General features: G+C 59.5%; 15 protein-coding genes and 4 pseudogenes. 15 read left to right on the forward strand and 4 right to left on the reverse strand.

What is annotated here, in order from left to right; genetic code table 11:
* Positions 1-690: 690 nt before the first annotated feature.
* The 6 genes and pseudogenes from IEI95_RS07480 to IEI95_RS07510 form a co-directional block, all read left to right on the forward strand.
* Entirely contained in the window at positions 691-2,355 is a 1,665-nt protein-coding gene (locus IEI95_RS07480; protein WP_081356563.1) for a carboxylesterase/lipase family protein, read from the forward strand.
* A 157-nt stretch (positions 2,356-2,512) separates the two neighbouring features.
* Positions 2,513-3,922, forward strand: coding sequence for a neutral/alkaline non-lysosomal ceramidase N-terminal domain-containing protein (locus IEI95_RS07485; protein WP_071207469.1), 1,410 nt, complete (start codon positions 2,513-2,515; stop codon positions 3,920-3,922).
* A 91-nt stretch (positions 3,923-4,013) separates the two neighbouring features.
* Positions 4,014-5,534, forward strand: a pseudogene (locus IEI95_RS07495) (carboxylesterase/lipase family protein).
* Positions 5,535-5,906: 372 nt separating this feature from the next.
* Positions 5,907-6,428: pseudogene (locus IEI95_RS07500) on the forward strand (DUF1403 family protein); the annotation flags it as partial.
* A 2-nt stretch (positions 6,429-6,430) separates the two neighbouring features.
* Positions 6,431-7,130 (forward strand): annotated as a pseudogene (gene scpB, locus IEI95_RS07505) (SMC-Scp complex subunit ScpB).
* A gap of 78 nt (positions 7,131-7,208) precedes the next feature.
* A pseudogene (locus IEI95_RS07510) lies at positions 7,209-7,508 on the forward strand (VOC family protein); the annotation flags it as partial.
* 94 nt (positions 7,509-7,602) lie between these two features.
* Here the strand turns inward: IEI95_RS07510 and IEI95_RS07515 are convergent.
* Positions 7,603-8,553 (reverse strand): LysR family transcriptional regulator, encoded by a 951-nt coding sequence (locus tag IEI95_RS07515; RefSeq protein ID WP_071205809.1) that lies wholly within the window; start codon positions 8,551-8,553, stop codon positions 7,603-7,605.
* A gap of 97 nt (positions 8,554-8,650) precedes the next feature.
* Here IEI95_RS07515 and IEI95_RS07520 point away from each other — a divergent pair, with 97 nt between their 5' ends.
* From IEI95_RS07520 to IEI95_RS07560, 9 genes are read left to right on the forward strand one after another with little or no spacing between them, the layout of a single operon-like run.
* Positions 8,651-9,529 (forward strand): dioxygenase family protein, encoded by an 879-nt coding sequence (locus IEI95_RS07520; protein WP_071205811.1) that lies wholly within the window; start codon positions 8,651-8,653, stop codon positions 9,527-9,529.
* Positions 9,526-10,587: a maleylacetate reductase gene (locus IEI95_RS07525; protein ID WP_071205813.1), complete on the forward strand. Its 1,062-nt coding sequence runs from the start codon at positions 9,526-9,528 to the stop codon at positions 10,585-10,587. Before IEI95_RS07520 ends, IEI95_RS07525 begins: the two co-directional genes overlap by 4 nt.
* 57 nt (positions 10,588-10,644) lie before the next feature.
* Entirely contained in the window at positions 10,645-11,925 is a 1,281-nt protein-coding gene (locus IEI95_RS07530) for an ABC transporter substrate-binding protein (RefSeq protein ID WP_071205919.1), read from the forward strand.
* Positions 11,926-11,975: 50 nt separating this feature from the next.
* Entirely contained in the window at positions 11,976-12,695 is a 720-nt protein-coding gene (locus tag IEI95_RS07535) for an ABC transporter ATP-binding protein (RefSeq protein WP_071207466.1), read from the forward strand.
* Entirely contained in the window at positions 12,695-13,417 is a 723-nt protein-coding gene (locus tag IEI95_RS07540; protein ID WP_071207465.1) for an ABC transporter ATP-binding protein, read from the forward strand. The genes IEI95_RS07535 and IEI95_RS07540 overlap by 1 nt, the downstream gene beginning before the upstream one ends.
* Positions 13,404-14,267, forward strand: a complete 864-nt coding sequence (locus IEI95_RS07545; protein ID WP_071205819.1) for a branched-chain amino acid ABC transporter permease — start codon at positions 13,404-13,406, stop codon at positions 14,265-14,267. The genes IEI95_RS07540 and IEI95_RS07545 overlap by 14 nt, the downstream gene beginning before the upstream one ends.
* A 4-nt stretch (positions 14,268-14,271) precedes the next feature.
* The gene (locus tag IEI95_RS07550; RefSeq protein WP_234892424.1) at positions 14,272-15,390 is read left to right on the forward strand and encodes a branched-chain amino acid ABC transporter permease; all 1,119 of its coding nucleotides are present in this window, start codon (positions 14,272-14,274) and stop codon (positions 15,388-15,390) included.
* Complete coding sequence (locus tag IEI95_RS07555; protein WP_071205821.1) at positions 15,383-17,137, forward strand: FAD-dependent oxidoreductase; 1,755 nt, start codon at positions 15,383-15,385, stop codon at positions 17,135-17,137. The genes IEI95_RS07550 and IEI95_RS07555 overlap by 8 nt, the downstream gene beginning before the upstream one ends.
* A gap of 7 nt (positions 17,138-17,144) precedes the next feature.
* On the forward strand, positions 17,145-18,053 hold the full coding sequence (locus tag IEI95_RS07560) for an intradiol ring-cleavage dioxygenase (protein WP_071205824.1): 909 nt from the start codon (positions 17,145-17,147) through the stop codon (positions 18,051-18,053).
* Positions 18,054-18,565: 512 nt separating this feature from the next.
* Here the strand turns inward: IEI95_RS07560 and IEI95_RS07565 are convergent.
* The 3 genes from IEI95_RS07565 to IEI95_RS07575 form a co-directional block, all read right to left on the reverse strand.
* Positions 18,566-18,880: a hypothetical protein gene (locus IEI95_RS07565; RefSeq protein WP_071205826.1), complete on the reverse strand. Its 315-nt coding sequence runs from the start codon at positions 18,878-18,880 to the stop codon at positions 18,566-18,568.
* Positions 18,881-19,054: 174 nt separating this feature from the next.
* A complete protein-coding gene (locus IEI95_RS07570; RefSeq protein ID WP_071205828.1) occupies positions 19,055-19,429 on the reverse strand; it encodes an MFS transporter in 375 nt (124 codons plus the stop codon).
* A gap of 288 nt (positions 19,430-19,717) precedes the next feature.
* Positions 19,718-21,319, reverse strand: a complete 1,602-nt coding sequence (locus IEI95_RS07575) for a bifunctional 3-(3-hydroxy-phenyl)propionate/3-hydroxycinnamic acid hydroxylase MhpA (protein ID WP_234892422.1) — start codon at positions 21,317-21,319, stop codon at positions 19,718-19,720.
* Between the last annotated feature and the right edge of the window lie 127 nt (positions 21,320-21,446).

The following is a 21,446-nucleotide window of genomic DNA, read 5'->3' on the forward strand; positions in this document are numbered from 1 at the left end:
ATCCCGCGGCCTTCCTCGGATGGATACGCAAGCTGGGCTGCGTAATCGGGACGGGAATAAACACGCCGTCTGCGATCGATCGAGAAAGACTATCACAGTGCTCGCGGCCGGTGAGCATTCGTCTCGTACATATTCCACGATGGCAAGGATGCCGCCCAGAGCAAGAGCGCGGCTCGCCGCACGACAGAAAGTGGGGTGATCGGACGAGCGCGCCGCTGTTGCGGCCACCACACCGAGCGCACCTCCATCAGCGACAGGCCGGTGCTCTGCCTTGCCGTCGCGAACGGAGACGCAAGAAGTAGCCGGCTGCATTATGCCCTGCTGGGCGCACCGGAGGCGAGTTGACGGGTGAAGATGGCCCGTACCGCGGCCGACATCGAGCATCGGCAATCCCGAACGCACAGGAGCTGCTTCAAGCCGCGCGGCACCCAGCGGAAAGCGCCAGCCGAATATTGCCGCGGACCTGTGCGTAGCGGTCACCGATCGTCTATGCGCTCTGATTTGACATTCACATTTGCTCTATCAGTTATGCCGTTTGCGAGCATTGACTTAAGTCGATTATGTTCGACTTTACCGAGGTCCTCCCAATAGGAGGCATCCCGCGGCTTTGGAGGAAGCTGCTGGGTTTACCAATTTAGCGCAAGACGATTTCTTACGCCCGAATGTCGTCACGGATTGGAGGAGTACCAGATGAATTACAAACGAACGCTTACATCTAAAGACCTTTATTTCGCCACTGGTAAAACGACGCGCTGCCTCGCATTGACCTCGGCCATCCTGCTCGCGAGTGTGGGAACTGACTTGGTGGCCTACGCGGCCTCGTACACGTCCGGGGCCGATGCCGCCGTTGTCGATACCAGGGCCGGTGAAGTTGTCGGAGCCGAACGCAACGGGGTCTACAGTTATCTCGGCGTGCAATATGCGACTGCCGAGCGTTTCATGCCGCCGAAACCGGTAACGTCATGGGAGGGCGTGCGGCCTGCAGTGGCGTTTGGAGAAACATGCCCGATCCCGGCGATGAAATCGGTCGCAGGTGATGAGCTGTTCAATCCGCACCGCTATTTGCCGACCAGCGAAAATTGCCTGTCCCTCAATCTCTGGACGCCAGGCCTGAAGGACGGAAAGAAGCGGCCCGTCATGGTCTGGCTGCATGGTGGCGGCTACACCAACGGTTCCTCGATCGAACAGGTCGCCTATGACGGCGAAAACCTGGCGCGCAAGGGCGACGTTGTGGTCATCACCCTCAATCATCGCCTGAACGCGCTCGGTTTCCTCGATCTTTCCGCCTACGGGCCTGAATACAAGGAATCCGGTAACGCCAGCATCGCCGACCTCGTCGCGGCACTGCAGTGGGTGAAGGACAATGCCGAGGCCTTCGGTGGCGATCCGGGCAATGTGACGATCTTCGGCCAGTCGGGCGGCGGCAGCAAGGTACGAACGCTTATGGGCCTGCCAGCGGCAAAAGGCCTGTTCAGCAAGGCGATCGTCCAGAGCGGTGCGACTACGACTCCAACGACCAACCAGAAATCCGCGCAACGCATCGCCCAACTGACCCTGAAGAACCTTGGCCTCGAGACCTCCCAGGTCGCACAGCTGAAGACTTTGCCGGTTGCGACACTGATCGAGGCCGGTACGAAGGCGCTGGAGGATGCGAAGAAGGAGGGTGATCCGAACCCGCGCTGGGCACCGGTCGTGGACGGCTCCTACCTTCCGCGCGATCCGGTCGGTGATGGATGGGTCGACCAGGCAAAGGACATTCCGCTGCTGATCGGTACCGTGCTGAACGAGCAGGAAACCGTCACCCGCTTCAACCCGGCCGTTCTTTTCGCCGACAACAAGAACAAGTGGACCGCCGAAAAGACCAGCGCCAAGCTGAAGGAACGCTTCGGCGACAAGGCTGATGCCGTCGGCAAGGCTTTCGTCGAAGCCTATCCCGACAAGAAACTGGCCGATGCCGCCTATGTCGATCTCACCGGTCGGCCCGGCACGCTGAAGAACATCCAGCTCAAGGCCAAGCAGGGTGGCGCGCCTGTCTATTCATACGTGTTCACGCGTGAATCGCCCGCCATGGGCGGTATCGGCGGTGCATGGCATTGCTCGGAAATTCCCTATGTCTTCGCCAATGCCGAACTTGTTTCGCAAGCGACAGGCGGCGGACCCGAGGCTGCCGCCTTGCAAGACAAGATGAGCCAGGCGTGGATCAATTTCGCAAAGTCCGGCAATCCGAACCATCCGGGCCTGCCCGAATGGCCGGCTTATGCCGCCGACAAGGGTGCGACGATGATCTTCGACAACAAGAGCGAAGTCCGGTTCAATCACGACCTGCCGCTGCTCAAGGCCGCCGGCGTGATGTAGCCCGCATCTCGGTCCCATTCCTGATGAGTGACAAACTTCCGGCGGTGCCGTCGCCGGAAGAGTGGCTAACCTTTACGCGATGTCACCGGATGTCCAGCCGGCGCGCCACAAGAACCGGCTCCTGCATTTCTTTTCATTTATTCCATCGGAGAAAAGCATGAAAAAGACAGTTATTAGCCTCGCAATCGCATCGAGCGTATCCGCCCTGGCGGCGGTCCCTGCCGCGGCGCAGAGTGCAACGGGCACGCTGCGTGCGGGGGCTGCGCGCATAGAGATTACACCGCCGGCGAACCCGACCTATCCGGCAATGAACGAATACGATCACGAGAAGCTTTATCTCCGGGCGATCGTCGTCGACAACGGCAAGACGAAGATGGCGCTCATCGGTGCTGATCTCGGCGGTATCAACGAGGAAGTCTGGGCCGAGGCCAGCAAACGCATCGGCGAAACGCTCGGCATTCCGCTTCAAAACGTTGTCCTGTCATCCACCCATACCCATAGCGATTGGCCGGCCAACGCGACCACGGCGCCCGGCCAGCCGCGCTATGGCAGCGATTTTGTATCGAATGTTGCGGTCGATGCGGTGAAGAAGGCCGTTTCCGCATTGCAGCCGGCAAAGGTCGGCTATTCCACGGGAGAAGCTTATCTCAACGTCAATCGCGACGCGATCAATCCGCAGACGCATCTGTGGACGCAGGCAGCGAATTTCAATGCCTATTCCGACAAGACCGTAAGTGTCCTTTCCGTCATCAAGCCGAGCGGCGAGCCGATCGCGACCTATGTCAACTACGCGATGCATCCTGTGAACGGCTACCTCTCGGGTTTTGTCAGCGGAGATTTCGCCGCCGCCACGAGCCGCTATATCGAGCGCAATTTCAGCGACGATGTCGTGGCGATATTCACCCAGGGGGCATCCGGTGATCAAAATCCGCGCTGGCTCAGAACCGGTACCAACACGCTCGCATCGAAAACGGGATTGCCGATCTCCGGCTACGAGATGAGCCGGGAAGATATTGAGGCGCCATTGCGCAACAAGCAGGTAGCGGACGGCCCGCTCGATCCGAAAAGGGCGCGTCAGCTTGCCGATTATATCCAGGCCCTCGGGGTTATACTCGGAGAAGAGGTCATCCGCGTCATGTCGCATACGGATGGATGGATGGCATCGCCGGAAATCTGGGCGGCGCAAGCGACGCTGACCTGCCCCGGCCGGACGCGGCTCGACAAAGTGCGCGAAGGAGCGGCTGGTCAGTACGAGGACGGCAAGGATGTCGATATCCGGCTAGGGGCCGTTGGCATCGGCGATATCGTGCTCTCGACCGTCAACGCCGAGATCTATAGCCGTATCGGCCAACGCACCAAGCAGATATCGCCCCTTTCGAAAACCATGTTGATCACCCTGGCGAACGGTCGCGCCAATTCCGGCTATATTCCGGACGACCAGTCGTTCGAACATCAGACGTTCCAGGTTCTGGGTTCGCGGCTGAAGCCGGGTTGTGCCGAAGAGGGTATCGCGAAGGGCATTGCCGGTCTGGTCAGCGACCATATCGAACGCAAGGGCACGAACTGACTTGCGCCAAAGGCTCCAGAAATAAACTGAGGACCTTAGATCAGGAGTAATACGAATGTTGTTTGCACATCGCCCCGCGATGATCGGCGTCATGCTGCTATCATTCATCGCACCCGCCGCGCATGCCATCACTCAACCGGTTTCCGCGCCTGTTGGCGAAGTCGTCGGACAGGAGCAGGGCGATCTGCTTGTCTATCAGGGTATACCCTATGCCCGACCGCCGGTCGGTGATTTGCGCTTCGCTCCGCCTCGGGAGGCGGAGCCGTTCAAGCAGCCCTTCGTCGCAGATGCCCCCGGCAACGAGTGCGTCCAGCACGCGGTGTTCTGGCGTCCGGACAAAGGGGCAAGCTGGACCGAGGATTGCTTGACCCTTACCATCTACCGGCCGTAGGGAGATGCGGGCAATCTACCCGTCATCGTGGGATATCATGGCGGTGGATCGCGCAATGGCGCCAAGACCGACTGGGACCCGAAGGAGATGGCAAGGCGCGGGAATATCGTTGTAACCGCGAACTACAGGCTGGGAGCTCTCGGTTATCTCGCGCTTGCGGAACTGAATGCGGAATCACAGGATGGCACGAGCAGCGGGAACTTCGGGGATCTCGACAAGATCGAGGCTCTCAAATGGGTCAAGAAGAACATCGCCGCTTTCGGAGGCAATCCGGAAAGGGTTGTGGTTGCAGGACAATCGGGTGGAGCCCGAGGTGTATGCTTCATCGTCGCGTCGCCGCAGGCGAAAGGCCTGTTTCATGGAGCGATCATAGAAAGTGGACGCGACTGCCCGAGCATGTCGAACGAAAAGGCCGTGGAAAGCGGGGAGAAATTCGCAGCCGCAATTGGTTGTGCGGACAAGGCAAGCCGGCTTGCCTGCCTTCGCAGCAAGAGCCCCGATGAAATCCTGGACGCTCAGGAAAAGTCCGCTCTGCCTCTCCCAACGGTTTCCGGCGGCTATGCCATGCCGAAACCGCCTCTGGAGGCATTCGAGACCGGAGAATTCAACCGGGTTCCGGTCATCGTGGGTAATACGCGAAACGAAGCGCGCATATTCGTCTATGAGGCCAACGATCTGAAGGATCAACCGGTCAGTCAGGCCCAGTATCGCGCCGAAGTCCGCAAAAACGAGGGCGACAGAGCGGAAAAAATCCTCGCCGCATATTCGGCGACCGAGAAGACCGCCCCCGGAGCCGCGCTGGCCGATTATAGCACCGACCGAGGCTCTACCTGCCCGACAACGAAGCTCGTCACGGCACTTGCCCGCTGGACCTCAACATATGCTTACGAGTTCAGGGACGAGACGGCGCCGTTGCGGTCCTATGCCTCCGTGCCGCGGTCCTTCGCCGTAGGAAGCGGCCATAGTTCGGAGCTTCCCTATCTGTGGGGAGAAAGCATGGTGCCTGCGGGCTTGACGACCCGGCAATTGAAACTCGCCGAGGTGATGCGTCGTTTTTTTTCGGCGCTCGCGGATCCCAAAGGAATGCCGTCTGAATGGCCTCGATTTACCGTGGAAAGACCCCAGCGTCTGGCGCTTCTGGAAGACGGCGTTACGAAGGTCATCAGCGAAGACGAGTATCGCGCCGCTCATCGTTGTGACCTGTGGCAGGCTGAAAAATAGTCAGCATCGTCCAGCCATATCCGCATGTTTACCAGATCCATCGTAAGGCAAAGCTGATTGTGGGAGTTCCGCGATTAATCGCGACACTTCGGGGCGCCCAGCGGGATCGCATCAGGGATCGCATCAAAGGTTTGTTCCGGGCGGGACGCGTAGCAAGATGGTCCTCGCCCCAATAACTGTCTGTCGCGCTGCTGTGTATGGCGCGTCCGGGTGTTTGCTGAAGCGATATGACGGAGCGGCTTAGAGGTACTGTTCGGTCAGGCAACGGTGCTACACAAGATCGAGATGGACTTTCTCGACGACATGCTGGCCGCCTTGCGGGGGAAGCAACCCCGGAATGGCTGATGATCGATAGCACTTTCGTGCGGGTTCGATTCTGCAAATCAGTCCGGGCGAGCAGCATCCTTCGCAGTGGCGGACCTGTTAACGGCGATCTTTGCCGTTCGCTCGGACGCCGAGGTGATGGCGGCGGGCCTCGCAGAGAGGGTGTTGGCGCACAAGTTGAAATGGCAAAAATCCGTGCCGCCGCTGCTGCCTGAGCGTTTTGGTCCGGCTTTCCGCACCATCGGCGGCAGAGGCCGCGTTCGGCCGGGCGAACCGGCTTACCCAAAAGCTATCTGCCTGGCGCTCGTCGATGGCGTGGACGTGGCACTTCGGTCCGCAGCAGAGATTGATCGCCGCGCGAGGCGGCTGCCGGGCGGTGGTGCCGAAGTCCGAACCAAAGGCGCCGAGCCGGTGATCCACAAGCTGCTGACCGAAGATGCAGTGCCGGCCTCTGCGCCGGGCAGTGATCTGTCACGCTGGGCCGCGAACCGGCTGTCCGAGCGCCTGGAGAGCTTCGAGGCGGTGCGCGAGCTGTCCGGCCGGTCCTCCTTCCGGATATTCGGGTTGTGACTATGGCGGGAGCGAGCGCTGCCAAAATCAGGCGGGGACAGACGAAAAGACGACAGCAAGAACTCTTGTACGATCGCGAGCTTGAAGACCTGCATCCGGAGATGCGCTGGCAGGAATGGATGATGCGGGTCGAGGCGGTGATCTTTGCCTCCGCCGACCCGTCACTCGCGAGACGCTGGCGCGGGTGGTGGGAAAAGACTGCAGCATCGATCTGCTGATCGACGACCTCATTGAGGAACTGTGCGCCCGACCCTACGAACTGGTGTCGGTGGCCGGTGGCTGGCAGCACCGAACCCCGGCCGCGGTTCGCCGAGACGATCCGCGCGTCTTCGGCGCCGACAAGGGGAGGGGCGGCGGCGCTCTCCGAGTTCGAGGCGATGGCGTTAATGGCGGTGGGATATTTCCAGCCGGTGACCCGCGGCGAGCTCTCGAAGATCTTTGGCAAGGAAGTGAGCCGTGACGTTATCGGCAATTTGCATCCTCGGGTTTCATCGGCTCGGGGCCGCGCAGCCCGACGCGAGGGCGTCGTACACCTATGTGACGACGCCGCACTTTCTCTCGGCCTTCGGCGTGGAGACATTGCGGGACCTGCCGAACTTGGAGGCGCTTGAGGATGCGGGCCTGCTGGGCAGGCATTTTCTGCAAAATGCGGCAGAGACGTCTAAGGATGAGGGCGAAGAGGAGGCAACATCCGATCGGTAAACGGGAGAGCCTGGCGTCACCAAATCGCCTTGGCTTTTAACTTCATTCGAAACAGATGCAATGAGTGGTAATAGTTCTATGCGGTTTGTGAATCCAATCCCTTTCGTTCGCGATATCAGCAGATCGCGGGAATTTTATGAGAAGAAGCTCTACTTGAGAGTGCTGGAGGATGCGGGAGGCTTCGTCCTGTTCGAGTCAGGCTTTGCCATTCACGAGGGAGTGGCACTCGCGAGAACCGTTTGGGGCGATGTGGCCGAAACGGAAGAATCCTATGACCGGCGAAACCTGCTGCTATCTCTTGAGCATGAGGATATCCACGCGGCATTTGAAAGCATCGGACCGTATGTCGAATTGATCCATCCGGTTGAACGCTCAGCCGCCCAATCCTCGCACCGGTGACATCTTGCGCTAAGTGGACGGCCGATCCGATGGTGACGCATCACCTCACCCTACCATGCGCAGCGGAGGTCGGTTAGACGCCCCAAATCACCGCCTCTTCGTGACGCTTGATTAATTGCCGCAAGTTCTGAAAACCGGAGCGGATGAAGGTGCTGAATTCGTCAATGGCCGCAGAATGCGTGGCGTCTATGCGCTTCAGGATCGCCAAGGCTCGTTCCGGATGAGGAATGCTGATCGGAAGAGCCGTGATCGTCTTCTCCTTGCGTTGGGCAAAAACGACGCTGTGGGGCATGACTGTCAGCGCATCCGCGGTTTTCATGTAGTTGATCACTCCCATTAGCGAGCCGCCGGAATAGCGTATCTTGATCTCGGTTGCACCGAAGGAAAGAAGCAACGCGCGCAGATCCGTCAGCAAGGGGCTGCCCGGCGGCGGAGCGACCCAGGGGTAGTCGAGCAGTTGGCTCGGCTGCGGTCGGCGCTTTAGGAGGAGGGGGTGCGTTACCCGACAGGCGACGACGTTGCGGCCCGGCAGGATCTCTTGGAATTCTAACCCGGAACCCTCTTCGAGGATATCGATGGGGCAGATCGCGAGGTCGATCTGGTCAGCCTTCAGCGCAGCCCGCAGGTCGGGAAAATATCCATAGCTCTGCTCGATGCGCACGTCCGGGCGGCTCGCCTGAAATTCCGCGCAAAGGCCGGCGATGAGCGCATCCATGAAGAAGGGCGTGCCGCCGAGCCGAACGACACCGCTCTTGCCCAAGCGAAAGCTTTCCAGAAGGTCGGAAGCCTTTCGGGAGGCCGCGAGCATGACGAAACCGTGCTCGGCGAGCGCTAAGCCTAAGGAGGTTGGTTGCAGTGGTCTGCGACCCTTGATGAACAACGGCTCGCCGACGCGCTTTTCCAAGCTGGAAAGGGTGCGCGAGACGGCGGGTTGAGCCAGCCCCAGCAGGGCCGCGCCCTCCGTCACGCCGCCCGTCTTGACGACGGCAGCGAGCTGGATCAGGTGGCGTTCATCTATTTTCATAACAATCGGTTATATCTAACCTGAAAAAAATCATCAATCCGTCCGTCCCCAGCTGTTATTATGATTCCACCGGCACAGCGGACTTGGGAGGAGAAGCATGGCGGAGCAGGCCAAGGCGCTCATATTCAGCGAAGCGACATCTTCGGAAGCATTTGCTGAGCGCTTTTCTTCGGGCAAGGATCGGAAATTTGCGGCGCTGATCGTCGCAGCCGTCACCCATGTACATGATCTTATCAAACAACACCGTCCGACCCAGGAGGAGTGGCGCAAGCTGCTCGCCTTTCTGACCGAGGTCGGCCATGCATCCGACGAAAAGCGACAGGAGTGGGTACTGCTGTCCGATCTCATCGGCGCTTCCGCGCTGGTCGAAGAGATCAACTCACGACGGCCCAAAGGGGCAACCCCCAATACCATTCGTGGCCCTTTCTTTCGGGCAGATGCTCCGGAGCGTGTCAATGGCACCTCCATTTCACTGGACGGCATCGGCGAAGCGTTGAGCGTGCGCGGACAGGTGGTCGATCTCGACGGAAAACCCGTCACCGGCGCGGCGGTCTTGACCTGGCAGGCCAATGCGGAAGGTTTCTACGAGAATCAGCAGCCGGACCGGCAACCCGAACATAATCTGCGCGGTCTCTTTCGGACCGACGTTGATGGACGGTTCCACTACCGCTCGGTGATGCCGTCAGGCTATGGCGTGCCGAACGACGGCCCGGTCGGGCGATTGCTTGCCGAGGCCGGCTATCCGTTGCACCGGCCGGCGCATCTCCATTTTGTTGTTCGGGCACCGGGCTTTGAAACCATCACCACGCATATCTATGACGCCGGCGATCCGCTTCTCTCGGAAGACGCTCTGTTTGGTGTCCGGCCGGAACTCGTCAAATGTTTCGAGGTCAAGGACAACGAGGGGCGGCGCATGAAAACCGTCGATCTCACGTTCGTCATGGTTCGGGCCAAGCCGGGGAGGGCCGCCAGATGATCCGCAGATTTTCCTATGCCGGCAGTCCGGCGCAGATCGTCTTTGGTGCGGGCAGCAGGAACTCGGTAGCCGAGTGGATCGGCAAGGCCGGATGCAGGCGTGCTCTGGTCCTTTCGACACCGCACCAGCGGGCCGATGCAGAAGCGTTGGCTGTAGAAATCGGTCCGCTCGCCTGCGGCGTCTTTGCCGGGGCCGTCATGCATACGCCGGTCGATGTGACCGAGACCGCGATGAAGGTGGCAGCCGACATGCGTGCGGACTGCGTCGTGTCGCTCGGCGGGGGATCGACGATCGGGCTCGGAAAGGCGATCGCCTATCGCACGGATCTTCCGCAGATCGTCGTGCCCACAACCTATGCCGGATCGGAGGTAACCCCTATTCTCGGTCAGACCGAGGCCGGCCGGAAGACGACGGTGCGCGATGCGAAAATCCTCCCGGAGATCGTGATCTACGATCCGACAATGACCTATGGCCTGCCCGTGTCTCTGAGCGTGACCAGCGGTCTGAATGCCATGGCCCATGCCATCGAGGCGCTTTATGCGCGTGACCGTAACCCGATTTCGTCGCTGATGGCATTGGAAGGTCTTTCAGCCTTCAAGCGAAGCCTGCCGGTCATCGCCGAAAGCCCGGAAGACGCGGATGCACGCGGTGACGCGCTTTATGGCGCTTGGCTCTGCGGTTCGGTGCTCGGTACCGTCGGCATGGCGTTGCACCACAAGATCTGCCACACGCTTGGCGGTTCGTTCGATCTGCCGCATGCCGAAACGCATGCTGTGATGCTGCCGCATACTGCGGCCTTCAATGCTGCCGCTGCAGCACCGGAGCTTGCGGCTGCAGCCGCGATCTTCGGAGGCTCGCTCGGCGGCGGGCTCTGGGATTTCGCCAGGGCGATCGGTGCGCCGTTGTCGCTGAAGCAGTTCGGACTGCGCGAGGAGGACCTGGATCGTGCCGCCGGGATCGCGGTCGAGAACCCATATTGGAATCCGCGTCCCATCGATCGGGATTCGATCAGGCAACTCCTGCAGGACGTATGGCAGGGCCAGCGACCGGCAGGATGACATTTCATCGCGCGCCTTATGGCGCGCTCTTTGGGAGGAGAGACGATGACTGAAGGCATTTTTACAAGACGCAGATTTTTGAAGACGACGGCCGCCGGGGGCGCTGCACTTGCTGCATCCGGCCTGGCTGCACCAGCGATTGCCCAGAAGGCGGCGATCAAGCTCGGTTATGTCAGCCCGCGCACCGGTCCGATGGCGGCATTCGGCGAAGCGGACAAGTTCGTCATCGACGCCTTTCTCGCCACCACCAAGCGGATGGGCCTCAACTACGAGGTCGTGGTGAAAGATAGCCAGTCCAACCCCAACCGCGCCGCCGAAGTTGCCAAGGAGCTGATCGTCGATGACGAGATCAACCTGATGCTCGTATCGTCGACGCCGGAGACGACCAATCCGGTCTCGACAACCTGCGAAGCCGAGGAAATGCCCTGCATTTCCACGGTTGCGCCATGGCAGCCATGGTTCATTGGCCAGCAGGGCAATCCGGGCGATCCGGCATCGTGGAAACCGTTCGATTATGCCTACCACTTCTTCTGGGGACTGGAAGACATCATCGCCGTCTTTACCGGCATGTGGGGCCAGATCGAGACCAACAAGAAGGTCGGTGGCCTGTTCCCGAATGACGGCGACGGCAATGCCTGGGGCGACAAGGTCGTCGGTTTCCCGCCGGTTCTCGAAAAGCTCGGATACGGCCTCACCGATACCGGCCGCTACCAGAACCTGACAGATGATTTCTCTTCGCAGATCAACGCGTTCAAGAAGGCAGGCAGTGAGATCCTGACGGGCGTGATGATCCCACCGGATCTCACCACGTTCTGGAACCAGGCCAAGCAGCAGGGGCTGAAACCGAAGATAGCTTCGATCGGCAAGGCACTCCTCTTCCCGCAGACGGTCGAGGCACTCGGCAATGCCGGACACAATCTCTCGACGGAAGTGTGGTGGACGCCGAGCCACCCGTTCAAGTCCTCGCTGACCGGCGAAACCGCTGCCGCGGTGGCGGATGCGTTCACCAAGACGACCGGCCGTCCCTGGACGCAGCCTATCGGTTTTGCGCACGCCATGTTCGAGATCGCCGTCGATGTCATGAAACGAGCCGGCGATCCCGCCGATGGCGAGGCTGTAGCGAAGGCGATCGGTGCTACCAAGCTCGATACGCTGGTCGGGCCGATCGCCTGGGGCAACGAGAAACTTCCGCCTTTTGCCCGCAAGAATATCGCCAAGACACCTCTGGTCGGCGGCCAATGGCGCCTGAAGTCAGGTGGCGGCTACGACCTTGTGGTTGTCGAAAACGGCCTTGCGCCGAACGTCCCGCTCGGCGGCAAGCTCGAAGCGCTGGCGTGAGATAATGCCTCCCGGCCTTGCGGCCGGGAGGCTTCAGCAGAGGAAAGCCGATGCCCATACTGGAACTCAACGGTGTCTCGAAATCCTTCGGCGCGCTTGTCGTCGCGGAAAACATCGGCTTTGCGGTGGAGCAGGGCGAAGCGCTGGGCGTGATCGGGCCGAACGGCGCCGGCAAGTCGACCCTGTTCAACCTGATCAACGGCAACCTGCCGGTCGCAAGCGGCTCGATCAGCTTCGACGGACGCGACGTCACCCATATGCCGCCGATGCAGCGCTGTCTTGCGGGCATGGGGCGTACATTCCAGATTCCGCAGCCCTTTGAACGTTTGAGCGTATATGAAAACCTGCTTGTCGCGGGTGCCTTCGGCACTCAGACCGCCGAGCGCCATGTGGCGGATGCCTGTGCCGACATCCTGGTCGAGACGGGGCTTATCGGAAAGGCGAACATGCCAGCAGGATCGTTGACGCTTCTGGAGCGCAAGCGTCTCGAACTGGCAAGAGCGCTAGCTACCCAGCCGAAGCTTCTGCTGCTCGACGAGATCGCCGGCGGCCTGACGGAAGGTGAGTGCCATCAACTGGTCGCTACGATCAAGCGGGTCCATCAGCGTGGGATGACGATCATCTGGATCGAACATGTATTGCATGCGCTGACGGCGGTGGCGGAACGTATCCTGGTGCTCAATTTCGGTCGGGCCATCGGGATCGGAGCGCCGGACACGATCATGGCTTCGAACGAGGTGCGCGAGATCTATCTGGGGATGGAAGCCTGATGGCAAACCTCATTGAAATACATGGCCTGACGGCTTTCTACGGTGACTTCCAAGCGCTGTTTGGCATCGACATCCGCCTGGAGGCCGGCGAGACGATTGCCGTGATCGGTGCCAACGGTGCCGGAAAATCTACCTTGATGCGGTCGATCGCCGGCGTGATCGCCGGCCGCCCCGAGATGATCCTGCATCGCGGCGAACCCATTGGTCAGCTTGCCGCGCCAGACGTCCTGCGGCGGGGCATCGCTCTGGTCCCTGAAGGGCGAAAGCTCTTTCCGTCGCTGACCGTCGAAGAAAACCTGCTTATCGGCAGTTACGGCCGCAAGGGCAGGGGACCGTGGACGCTCGAAAGCATCTATGCGCTGTTTCCGATCCTGAAGGAGCGGCGGAAAAACCCGGCACCGGCCCTTTCCGGCGGCCAGCAGCAGATGGTGGCGATCGGGCGAGCCTTGATGTCCAACCCGGAAATCCTTCTCTGCGACGAACTCAGCCTCGGTCTTGCGCCTGTTGTCATCAAGGATATTTACGCCGCCTTTTCGAAAATCCGCGCAGCCGGTGCCGCGATCGTCGTCGTCGAACAGGACATCGCCCAGACTCTCAAGGTCGCCGACCGCCTCTATTGCATGATGGAAGGCCGGATCACCTTGACGGGCCGGCCGGCAGATCTGGATCGCAGTCGTATCCACGACGCCTATTTTGGAGCGAAACCGCATGAACTGCCTTGATACGCTCCTTCAGGGCGCACTGCTCGGCGGTCTTTATGCGCTTTTTGCGGCGGGCCTCAGTCTCGTTTTCGGCATCATGCGTCTCGTCAATCTCGCGCATGGCGACCTGATCGTGCTGGCCGCCTTCCTGATCCTGCTTCTGGTTTCCTCACTGGGGCTCAACCCATTCGTTGCAGCAGCGATTGCCGCGCCGCTGATGTTCGCCGTTGGCTGGTTGCTGCAGTATCAGCTGCTCAACCGGACGCTCGGCAAGGACATACTGCCGCCTCTGCTCGTGACGTTCGGCCTGTCGATCGTCATCCAGAACGGCCTGCTGGAGGGGTTCACGACGGACAGCCGGCGCATATCCGCCGGTGCGCTGGAAACCGCATCGATACAAGTTGCTGGCATCAATGCCGGCATGATGCCGCTGATCACTTTTGCCTCGGCTGTTCTGGTGATCGTCGCCCTCAACCAGCTCATCTACCGTACGGCGCTGGGGCAGGCATTCCGGGCGACGTCGGATGACGTGGTCACCGCGAGCCTGATGGGAATCCGGCCGAACGGCATCTTCGCCATGGCGACCGGTTTAGCGATGGTGATCGTAACGATCGCGGCGCTTTATCTCGGCATGCGGGCCAATTTCGATCCGACCGCCGGACCGGCTCGGCTGATCTATGCCTTCGAAGCCGTCATTATCGGTGGTCTCGGTTCGCTGTGGGGCACGCTTGCCGGCGGGGTCATTCTGGGGGTCGCGCAAACGGTCGGCTCGGCGATCAATCCGGAGTGGCAGATCCTGGCGGGGCATATCGCCTTTCTGCTTGTGCTCGTCTTCCGGCCGCGCGGCCTTTTCCCCAGGGCGGCGGATTGAGACCATGACGACGACGGATCTTAAAACGATGACGAGCGAGATCGAAACATCCTCTGGCTGGCGGGTCGAGACCCGCACCCGGCTGTCCGGTACATTCGCCATTCTCGGGCTGCTTGTCTTCGCTTTACTTGCGACGGCGCCCTTCCTGGCATCCCGCAGCGTCGTGCAGAACCTGTTTTTCATCCTGACCATGCTGACGCTGGCTCAGAACTGGAACCTGCTTGCCGGTTATGCAGGCCTCATCTCCGTAGGCCAGCAGCTTTTTGTCGGCTGCGGTGCCTATGCGCTTTTCGGCCTTGTCATTCTGGCGGGCGTCGATCCGATCCTGGCCGTTCCGCTTGCGGGCGTATTCGCCATGCTCGTCGCGCTGCCGACGGCCTTTTTCGTCTTCCGGCTCTACGGCCCCTATTTTGCGATCGGCACCTGGGTCGTGGCCGAGGTCGGGCGATTGCTGCTTGCGCAGTGGAAAGCGCTTGGAGGTGGGACCGGCACATCCCTGCCGCGAGACGCTATGCGGGATATGCTCGGCCTGTCCGTTTTGCAGGATTGGTTCGGCATGCGCGCCTCGGTCGCCGTGGATGCTCTCACCTATTGGCTTGCACTGGCGCTGGCTTTCGTGACGATCGTCTTTGTCTACAAGCTGCTGCGTAGCAAGCAGGGGCTTGGCCTGGCGGCTGTGCGGGACAACGAGACGGCGGCGCGCGCACTTGGTGTCGATGCGAGGCGGCTGAAGACCGTGGTCTATCTGCTGACGGCCTTCCTGACCGGGATTGCGGGCGCACTGGTCTACCTGCAGAAAGCACGGATTTCTCCCGATGCTGCATTCTCGCTGACGGATTGGACGGCCTATGTCGTTTTCATCGTGGTGATCGGCGGCATTGGCACCATCGAAGGGCCGATCATCGGACTGATCGTCTTCTTCCTGCTGCAGAACAGGTTTTCGAGTTATGGTTCCTGGTATCTGCTGGCGCTGGGGGCGCTTGCCATCCTGACCATGCTTTTCGCGCCCCGGGGTCTCTGGGGCCTGATATCCAGCCGTACCGGCTGGGAACTCTTTCCGGTTCGCCGCCTGCTGAGGGGCGGACCCATCCGACAGACTGAAAAGGGAGGGCCGCATGGCTGACATCACCACCGACGTTTTGATCATTGGCACGGGACCCGCGGGCTCGGCGACTGCCGCCCTGTTGGCGACCTACGGGCTGGAGCCGCTGGTGATCAACAGGTACCGCTGGCTGGCCAACACACCGCGGGCTCACATCACCAACCAACGCACGATGGAGGTGCTGCGCGACCTCGGCCGCGATGTCGAGGATGAGGCTTACCTCTTTGCGACCGAGCAGAATCTGATGGGGCAGAACGTGTTCTGCACCGCCGTGGCCGGCGAGGAGATCGGCCGCATGCAAAGCTGGGGCAACCATCCGCTCTCGCGGGCGGAACATATTCTCTCGTCCCCCGGCCGGATGAACGATCTCCCGCAGACCTACATGGAACCGCTGCTTTTCAAGACGGCATGTTCGCGCGGCGCCCAGTCCCGCATGTCAACCGAATATCTGCGTCACGAGCAGGATGCCGAAGGCGTCACCACCACCTGTCTCGACCGATTGACAGGCAAGGAACTGACGATCCGCTCGAAATTCCTGATCGGTGCCGACGGCAGCAATTCCAAGGTCGCCGAGCATGCGGGCCTGACTTTTGAAGGCAAGATGGGCGTTGCTGGCTCGATGAACATCCTGTTCGAGGCTGACCTTTCGCGTTACGTCGCCCACCGTCCATCAGTTCTCTACTGGGTGCTTCAGCCAGGCGCCGATGTCGGCGGCATCGGTATGGGGCTCGTGCGCATGGTGCGGCCGTGGAGTGAATGGCTCATCGTCTGGGGCTACGACATCAATCAGCCGGCGCCCGAGGTCGACAACGCTTTTGCCACCAAGGTCGTTCGCGAACTCGTGGGGGTTGAGGATCTAGAGCCGAAGATCAAATCGGTCTCGACCTGGACGGTCAACAACATGTACGCCACCACGATGTCGAACGGCCGTGTCTTCTGCATGGGTGATGCAGCCCACCGCCATCCACCGTCGAACGGGCTTGGCTCGAACACGTCGATCCAGGACGGTTTCAACCTGGCCTGGAAGCTCGCCATGGTGATCAAGGGGCAGGCCGGGATAGGGCTTCTGGACAGCTACCAGGCCGAGCGCGCACCTGTCGCCAAGCAGATTGTTGCCCGCGCTAACAAATCGATCGAGGAAACTGGGCCAATCTTCAGGGCGCTCGGCTTGCTCGATTCCGTCGATCCAGTGAAGATGCAGCAAAATATGGACGCGCGTTGCGACGACACAGCCGGTGCCGAGCATCAACGCAAGGCAATCCGGGAGGCGATCGCCCACAAGGTCTACGAGTTCGATGCCCACGGCGTCGAGATGAACCAGCGTTACAAGTCGAATGCCGTGGTGACTGACGGCCAGCCTGAACCGATCTTCGAGAAAGATCCGGAATTGCATTTTCAATCAACGACTTGGCCGGGAGCTCGGCTGCCGCATGTCTGGCTGTTCGGTGCAGACGGCGAAAAGGTCTCGAGCCTCGATTTGACGGGGAACGGGGTCCTCACACTGCTCACCGGTATCGGTGGCGACGGCTGGATCACGGCGGCCAAGACTCTGTCGAAAGAGCTTGGCATACCGATCGTCGTCCACAAGATCGGGCCACGGCAGAAGTGGCAGGACCTGACCGGCGACTGGGCGCGCGCCAACGAGATTAGCGATACCGGCGCGTTGCTTGTTCGTCCCGACCATCACGTTGCTTGGCGTTCGCATGCCGTGATCGTCGATCCGGAAGGCAACCTGCGCCGTGTCCTGAAGACCATCCTAGCTAGATGAGGCAAACATGAGCACTTGGGAAAAAGGCTATTTCACTGAAGAAAACTCCGTCGAAGTCGTTACAAACCGCAACGCAAATGCCAAGAGCGAGCGACTAAAAGAGGTGATGGAGGTCGTCACCCGGAAGCTGCACGAGGCGGTGAAGGAATTGGAGCCGACCCAGGACGAGTGGATGGAAGCGATCCTCTTCCTCACCCGAACGGGGCACACTTGCACCGATTGGCGACAGGAGTTCATCCTCTTGTCCGACGTGCTCGGCGTCTCCATGCTCGTCGACGCCATCAACAACCGCAAACCATCCGGCGCCTCGGAAAGCACGGTGCTCGGACCCTTTCACGTCGCAGATGCCCCGGAATTGCCAATGGGCGCCAATATCTGCCTCGATCAGAAGGGCGAGGATATGGTCATCGGCGGACGCATTCTTAATACCGAGGGCGGACCGATATCCAACGCCGTCATAGATGTCTGGCAGGCGAATGACGAGGGCTTCTATGACGTGCAGCAGAAGGGTATTCAACCGGACTTCAACCTGCGCGGCGTCTTCCGCACCCGCGAGGACGGACGTTACTGGTTCCGGGCCGTGAAGCCGAAATATTATCCGATCCCCGCGGACGGCCCGGTCGGCCAGCTACTTGGACACCTCGGCCGTCATCCGTTTAGGCCAGCCCATCTGCACTACATCATCAAGGCAGACGGTTTTGAGACGCTGACGACCCACATCTTCGATCCTGACGACCCTTACATCAATTCAGATGCTGTGTTCGGGGTCAAGGAGAGCCTGCTCGCCGAATTTCGTAAGACCGAAAATCCCCAGCGAGCAAAGGAACTCGGGTTTTCGGAAAAGTTCTGGGAGGTAACTCATGATTTTGTACTGGCGGCTCACCCAAAGCGACTTCGGCGCACGCGCGAAGAATAACCTACAACATCAGGGCGGGTACAATTTTACCTGAGAGAACGAGGCGGATCAGCTTTTAAGTGTGACCGCTCGATCAAAAAATCACCCCATCCGCTCGAGGCTACCGCAGAATGACCGTCTGAGCCGTTGCCAAGACGAATATCTCGGCCTATCGGATCCAGCTAAGTGTGTCCGGCCTGCGGGGGCTGATGCAGTGCCGTTATTGGCGACCACCCCGACTATAGGTCAAATCAAGCGCGAGAGTGAAGAGAGCGGACAATACCAAGCCAGACCGGAAAATTTGTATGTCGAAGCCGGGCTCCAGTAATAGGTCAACATGTATCCCGTCACAATTGCGACGCTGCGGCCAAAGCCAATCACTAAACCGACGCCCGTACCGCGCAACAGTCGGATAGATCGCTGGGGTGATCGCAAAGTATGCGGCAATACCGCCGTTCGTGCAAATGCCGACAAAGAGCGCCAGCCTCTTCGCAAAGCTTTCATTGCGACGTTGGCCGCATAAAGATGGTAAGCTAGGCTAATCCTCTCGAGCCCACGATCAGAACAGTTGCAATTCGTGGTTTGATTTTTGTGGCCAGTACGGCAAAAATGAGTGCACCGGGCACACGGCCAGATGCGATCAGCATGCCGACGACAATGGCAAGCTGGGGATCGCCGGAAGCGTCCGTCACTATTTTGGCATACCAGGTGTCGGCACAATAGAAGGCCGAAGTAAATGATGCGTAGCCCAGCCACAAAAACATCGTTCGCCAGATCAGATCGCGCTCAAGAACACCACCCAGACCCCGATGCTTCCTTTGTTCACCTGTCACTTCTGGCAGTACCATGCTTCGGAGTGACCGATCAACCTCGCGATCCGATTGTAGGTTGCGAGAGCATGCTTTGGCCGTTTATGGAGGATAATTCCACCGATTTCGGCAAAGCGCAATACGCAGCGAGGAGAGATAAGCCGGAAAGCCCGGCTCCGAAATAGAAAGGTGCGCGCCAGTCGAACGCATCTGTCAACGGCGCGATTGCAAAACCAGCCAGCGATGAATCAAGAGGAAATCCATCCCGGAGATACCAAATACGGTTTCTCTGCGTTTCTCGGATGAATATTCAGAAACCATGCTATTGAAGCTCGACACTAGCTCACCAATGAACACCCCAGCGAAACCCCTCGCCATGAGAAGCTGAGCCAACGACTGTGCCAATGCCGAAAGAACCATCGCGATGGTAATTGCGGCAAGGCACAGCAGAACGTGCTTGCGGCGCCCAATGCGATCCGCAATGGGCGAGATGATCAGCGCGCCCATTGCCTTTCCAAAAACACTGGCGCTCAAAAAGTATCCCACCTCATAGTTCGGAAGGCTCCAAACCGTCGCAATCGAAGACATTCAAAAGGCATGACGACGACTTCGTAGCCGTCTATTTTGCCAAGACAAGGCAAAGCCCAACAATGCCTTATTGAGCTGCACTCATCGGTCGTTGTTTGATGGCATCATTGACAGTCACGAGATCCTCGCATTTTGTCTCTCGGTATCATCGATGCAGCGCATGCATCCTTGAGCCGGCACCGCGGCCGAGGCACTACCGCCTGCTGCTACGCTCAACGGTCCGCGACGGACTGACACCGCGTCGCGTCGGCACATCAAAAAAATCAGCGCGGGCGTGGTTGGCTTACCTTAGGCGTCTTGGAATGTGTCATCAGACAACGGGATTTGAAGCTGTCGAGCAAGCTGCAACGTGAGCTTGGATAAGCCCGCGCTATCATCCGCCACCCCGAATACATAGCCATCGGGCCGGAGAATGACAGCCTTCACGTTCCAATCCGCAAGGGTCGCGATGAGCTCGGCGCTAAGATCATCTATCATTATCGCGCTAAGATCCTCCCAGATGCCTCTAATGCTTGGATCGACTAACTCTAGTTGACTTGCGTCCCCGAGGACGGCAAAGCGCCCTCCGATCCGTTCTTCCAAAAAACGTCCATCTCTAAGGCGCGTCTCGGGAAATAACCGCCCATTTGGTGCCGGCCCTTGGTCCCAAATTCCCTGACCTAACTGTGGCCTAGGATACTCAAAAACGTTGTCGGCATCGATCGCAAGACGGTGATCGCGCTCGGTAGCTGCCTGTTTGTCGGTGGTTTGGATGATACTTCCAAGATGGACGGCAAGCTCGATGAACGTCCTAGCATGCGGACGCCTTTCGCATTCATACGTGTCTAAAATCCCGGGATCGGCGCCCCCCCTGATGACCGCATCGAGTTTCCATGCCAAATTAACGGCATCGCGGATGCCCGCGCAAAGCCCTTGGCCAAGGAAAGGGGGCGTCTGATGACAACTATCGCCGGCCAGCAGCAGCGCGCCGTGTCGCCAACCTTCGGCGATCAGAGAATGAAATGTGTACACAGCCGAGCGTTCAATGTTGGCGTCGTTGGGGCCAATCCACCGGGAAAGTAATGGCCAGAATACCGATGGATCGGTCATCCGTTCCGGATCGTCTGTCGGCATAAGCATGATTTCCCAGCGACGTCGGTTATCTCCAACCCAAAAAAAGGTCATTGGCCGCTGAGGGTCGCACCACTGTATGGAATACTCCGGGAGATTTCGTGCTTTGGACGAGTTCAAGTCCATAAGCAGGTCAACCACTAGCCAAGGCTGATGAGATCCAAGGTCTTCCATTGCGGAGCCTATTTGTCTGCGGACGAAGGAGCGGGCACCATCGCATCCGACGACAAATCGTGCTCGGAATTCTTGTTCCTTGTCGCCAATAAGATCTTTGGCTCTCAGCAAGGCATAAGCGCCTTCAGGCTCAATGGCAATCACTTCGTGCTGCTGCAACACCGTAATTGTACTGTAGCGATCAACACCATGGCGCAGCTCGGCTTCCAGATGGGGTTGATGAAACAGCCAGTTGGACCCACGCCGCTTGAGCAAAGTTTCTCCTTGCGCGTTGATGAAGTGAGTGCCCTGGGTCGATGGCCGGGCGATTGTTTCGATGGCGTCTGCCAGTCCGAGCGAACGGAATACCCGCATGATCTCGAGGTCGAAACTTACTGCCCTTGGCAGAGAGTTTGAGCCCGCTTCCCGCTCTAGTACAAGAACGGAGAGACCTGCTTTACCAAGCAAATTTGCCATCGTGGCCCCGACCGGCCCGTACCCCACGATTGCCACATCGAAGCTATTGTTCTCGAGAATCATTGGTTCGTCCTGAATATGCGTTATGGTTATGTCCCAGCAGACCTCGGCGGAGAAAAAAGCTGCCTGCGGTCCTTGCTGCCGTGTCATCAGTACGGCCTTGGCTTTGCCGATTGCTGGCGCGTGCTTAGAGGTCCCCGTGGAGGGCTCTCCCTAGAATTGCCGCCCCGACGTGCGCGATGACCACATCTTCCTTCGTCGTGTCTGGCGTTGTCGC

The sequence above is a fragment of the Agrobacterium vitis genome (genome assembly GCF_014926405.1).
Lineage (GTDB): Bacteria > Pseudomonadota > Alphaproteobacteria > Rhizobiales > Rhizobiaceae > Allorhizobium > Allorhizobium vitis_H.

Bases quoted from the DNA above. Each gene is read 5' to 3' on its own strand.
- IEI95_RS07515 (WP_071205809.1), bottom strand. From the start codon at position 8,553: ATGAAAATAGATGAACGCCACCTGATCCAGCTCGCTGCCGTCGTCAAG.
- IEI95_RS07575 (WP_234892422.1), bottom strand. From the start codon at position 21,319: ATGACACGGCAGCAAGGACCGCAGGCAGCTTTTTTCTCCGCCGAGGTC.
- IEI95_RS07485 (WP_071207469.1), top strand. From the start codon at position 2,513: ATGAAAAAGACAGTTATTAGCCTCGCAATCGCATCGAGCGTATCCGCC.
- IEI95_RS07525 (WP_071205813.1), top strand. From the start codon at position 9,526: ATGATCCGCAGATTTTCCTATGCCGGCAGTCCGGCGCAGATCGTCTTT.
- IEI95_RS07480 (WP_081356563.1), top strand. From the start codon at position 691: ATGAATTACAAACGAACGCTTACATCTAAAGACCTTTATTTCGCCACT.
- IEI95_RS07535 (WP_071207466.1), top strand. From the start codon at position 11,976: ATGCCCATACTGGAACTCAACGGTGTCTCGAAATCCTTCGGCGCGCTT.
- IEI95_RS07560 (WP_071205824.1), top strand. From the start codon at position 17,145: ATGAGCACTTGGGAAAAAGGCTATTTCACTGAAGAAAACTCCGTCGAA.
- IEI95_RS07545 (WP_071205819.1), top strand. From the start codon at position 13,404: ATGAACTGCCTTGATACGCTCCTTCAGGGCGCACTGCTCGGCGGTCTT.
- IEI95_RS07565 (WP_071205826.1), bottom strand. From the start codon at position 18,880: ATGGTACTGCCAGAAGTGACAGGTGAACAAAGGAAGCATCGGGGTCTG.
- IEI95_RS07520 (WP_071205811.1), top strand. From the start codon at position 8,651: ATGGCGGAGCAGGCCAAGGCGCTCATATTCAGCGAAGCGACATCTTCG.
- IEI95_RS07555 (WP_071205821.1), top strand. From the start codon at position 15,383: ATGGCTGACATCACCACCGACGTTTTGATCATTGGCACGGGACCCGCG.
- IEI95_RS07550 (WP_234892424.1), top strand. From the start codon at position 14,272: ATGACGACGACGGATCTTAAAACGATGACGAGCGAGATCGAAACATCC.
- IEI95_RS07540 (WP_071207465.1), top strand. From the start codon at position 12,695: ATGGCAAACCTCATTGAAATACATGGCCTGACGGCTTTCTACGGTGAC.
- IEI95_RS07570 (WP_071205828.1), bottom strand. From the start codon at position 19,429: ATGTCTTCGATTGCGACGGTTTGGAGCCTTCCGAACTATGAGGTGGGA.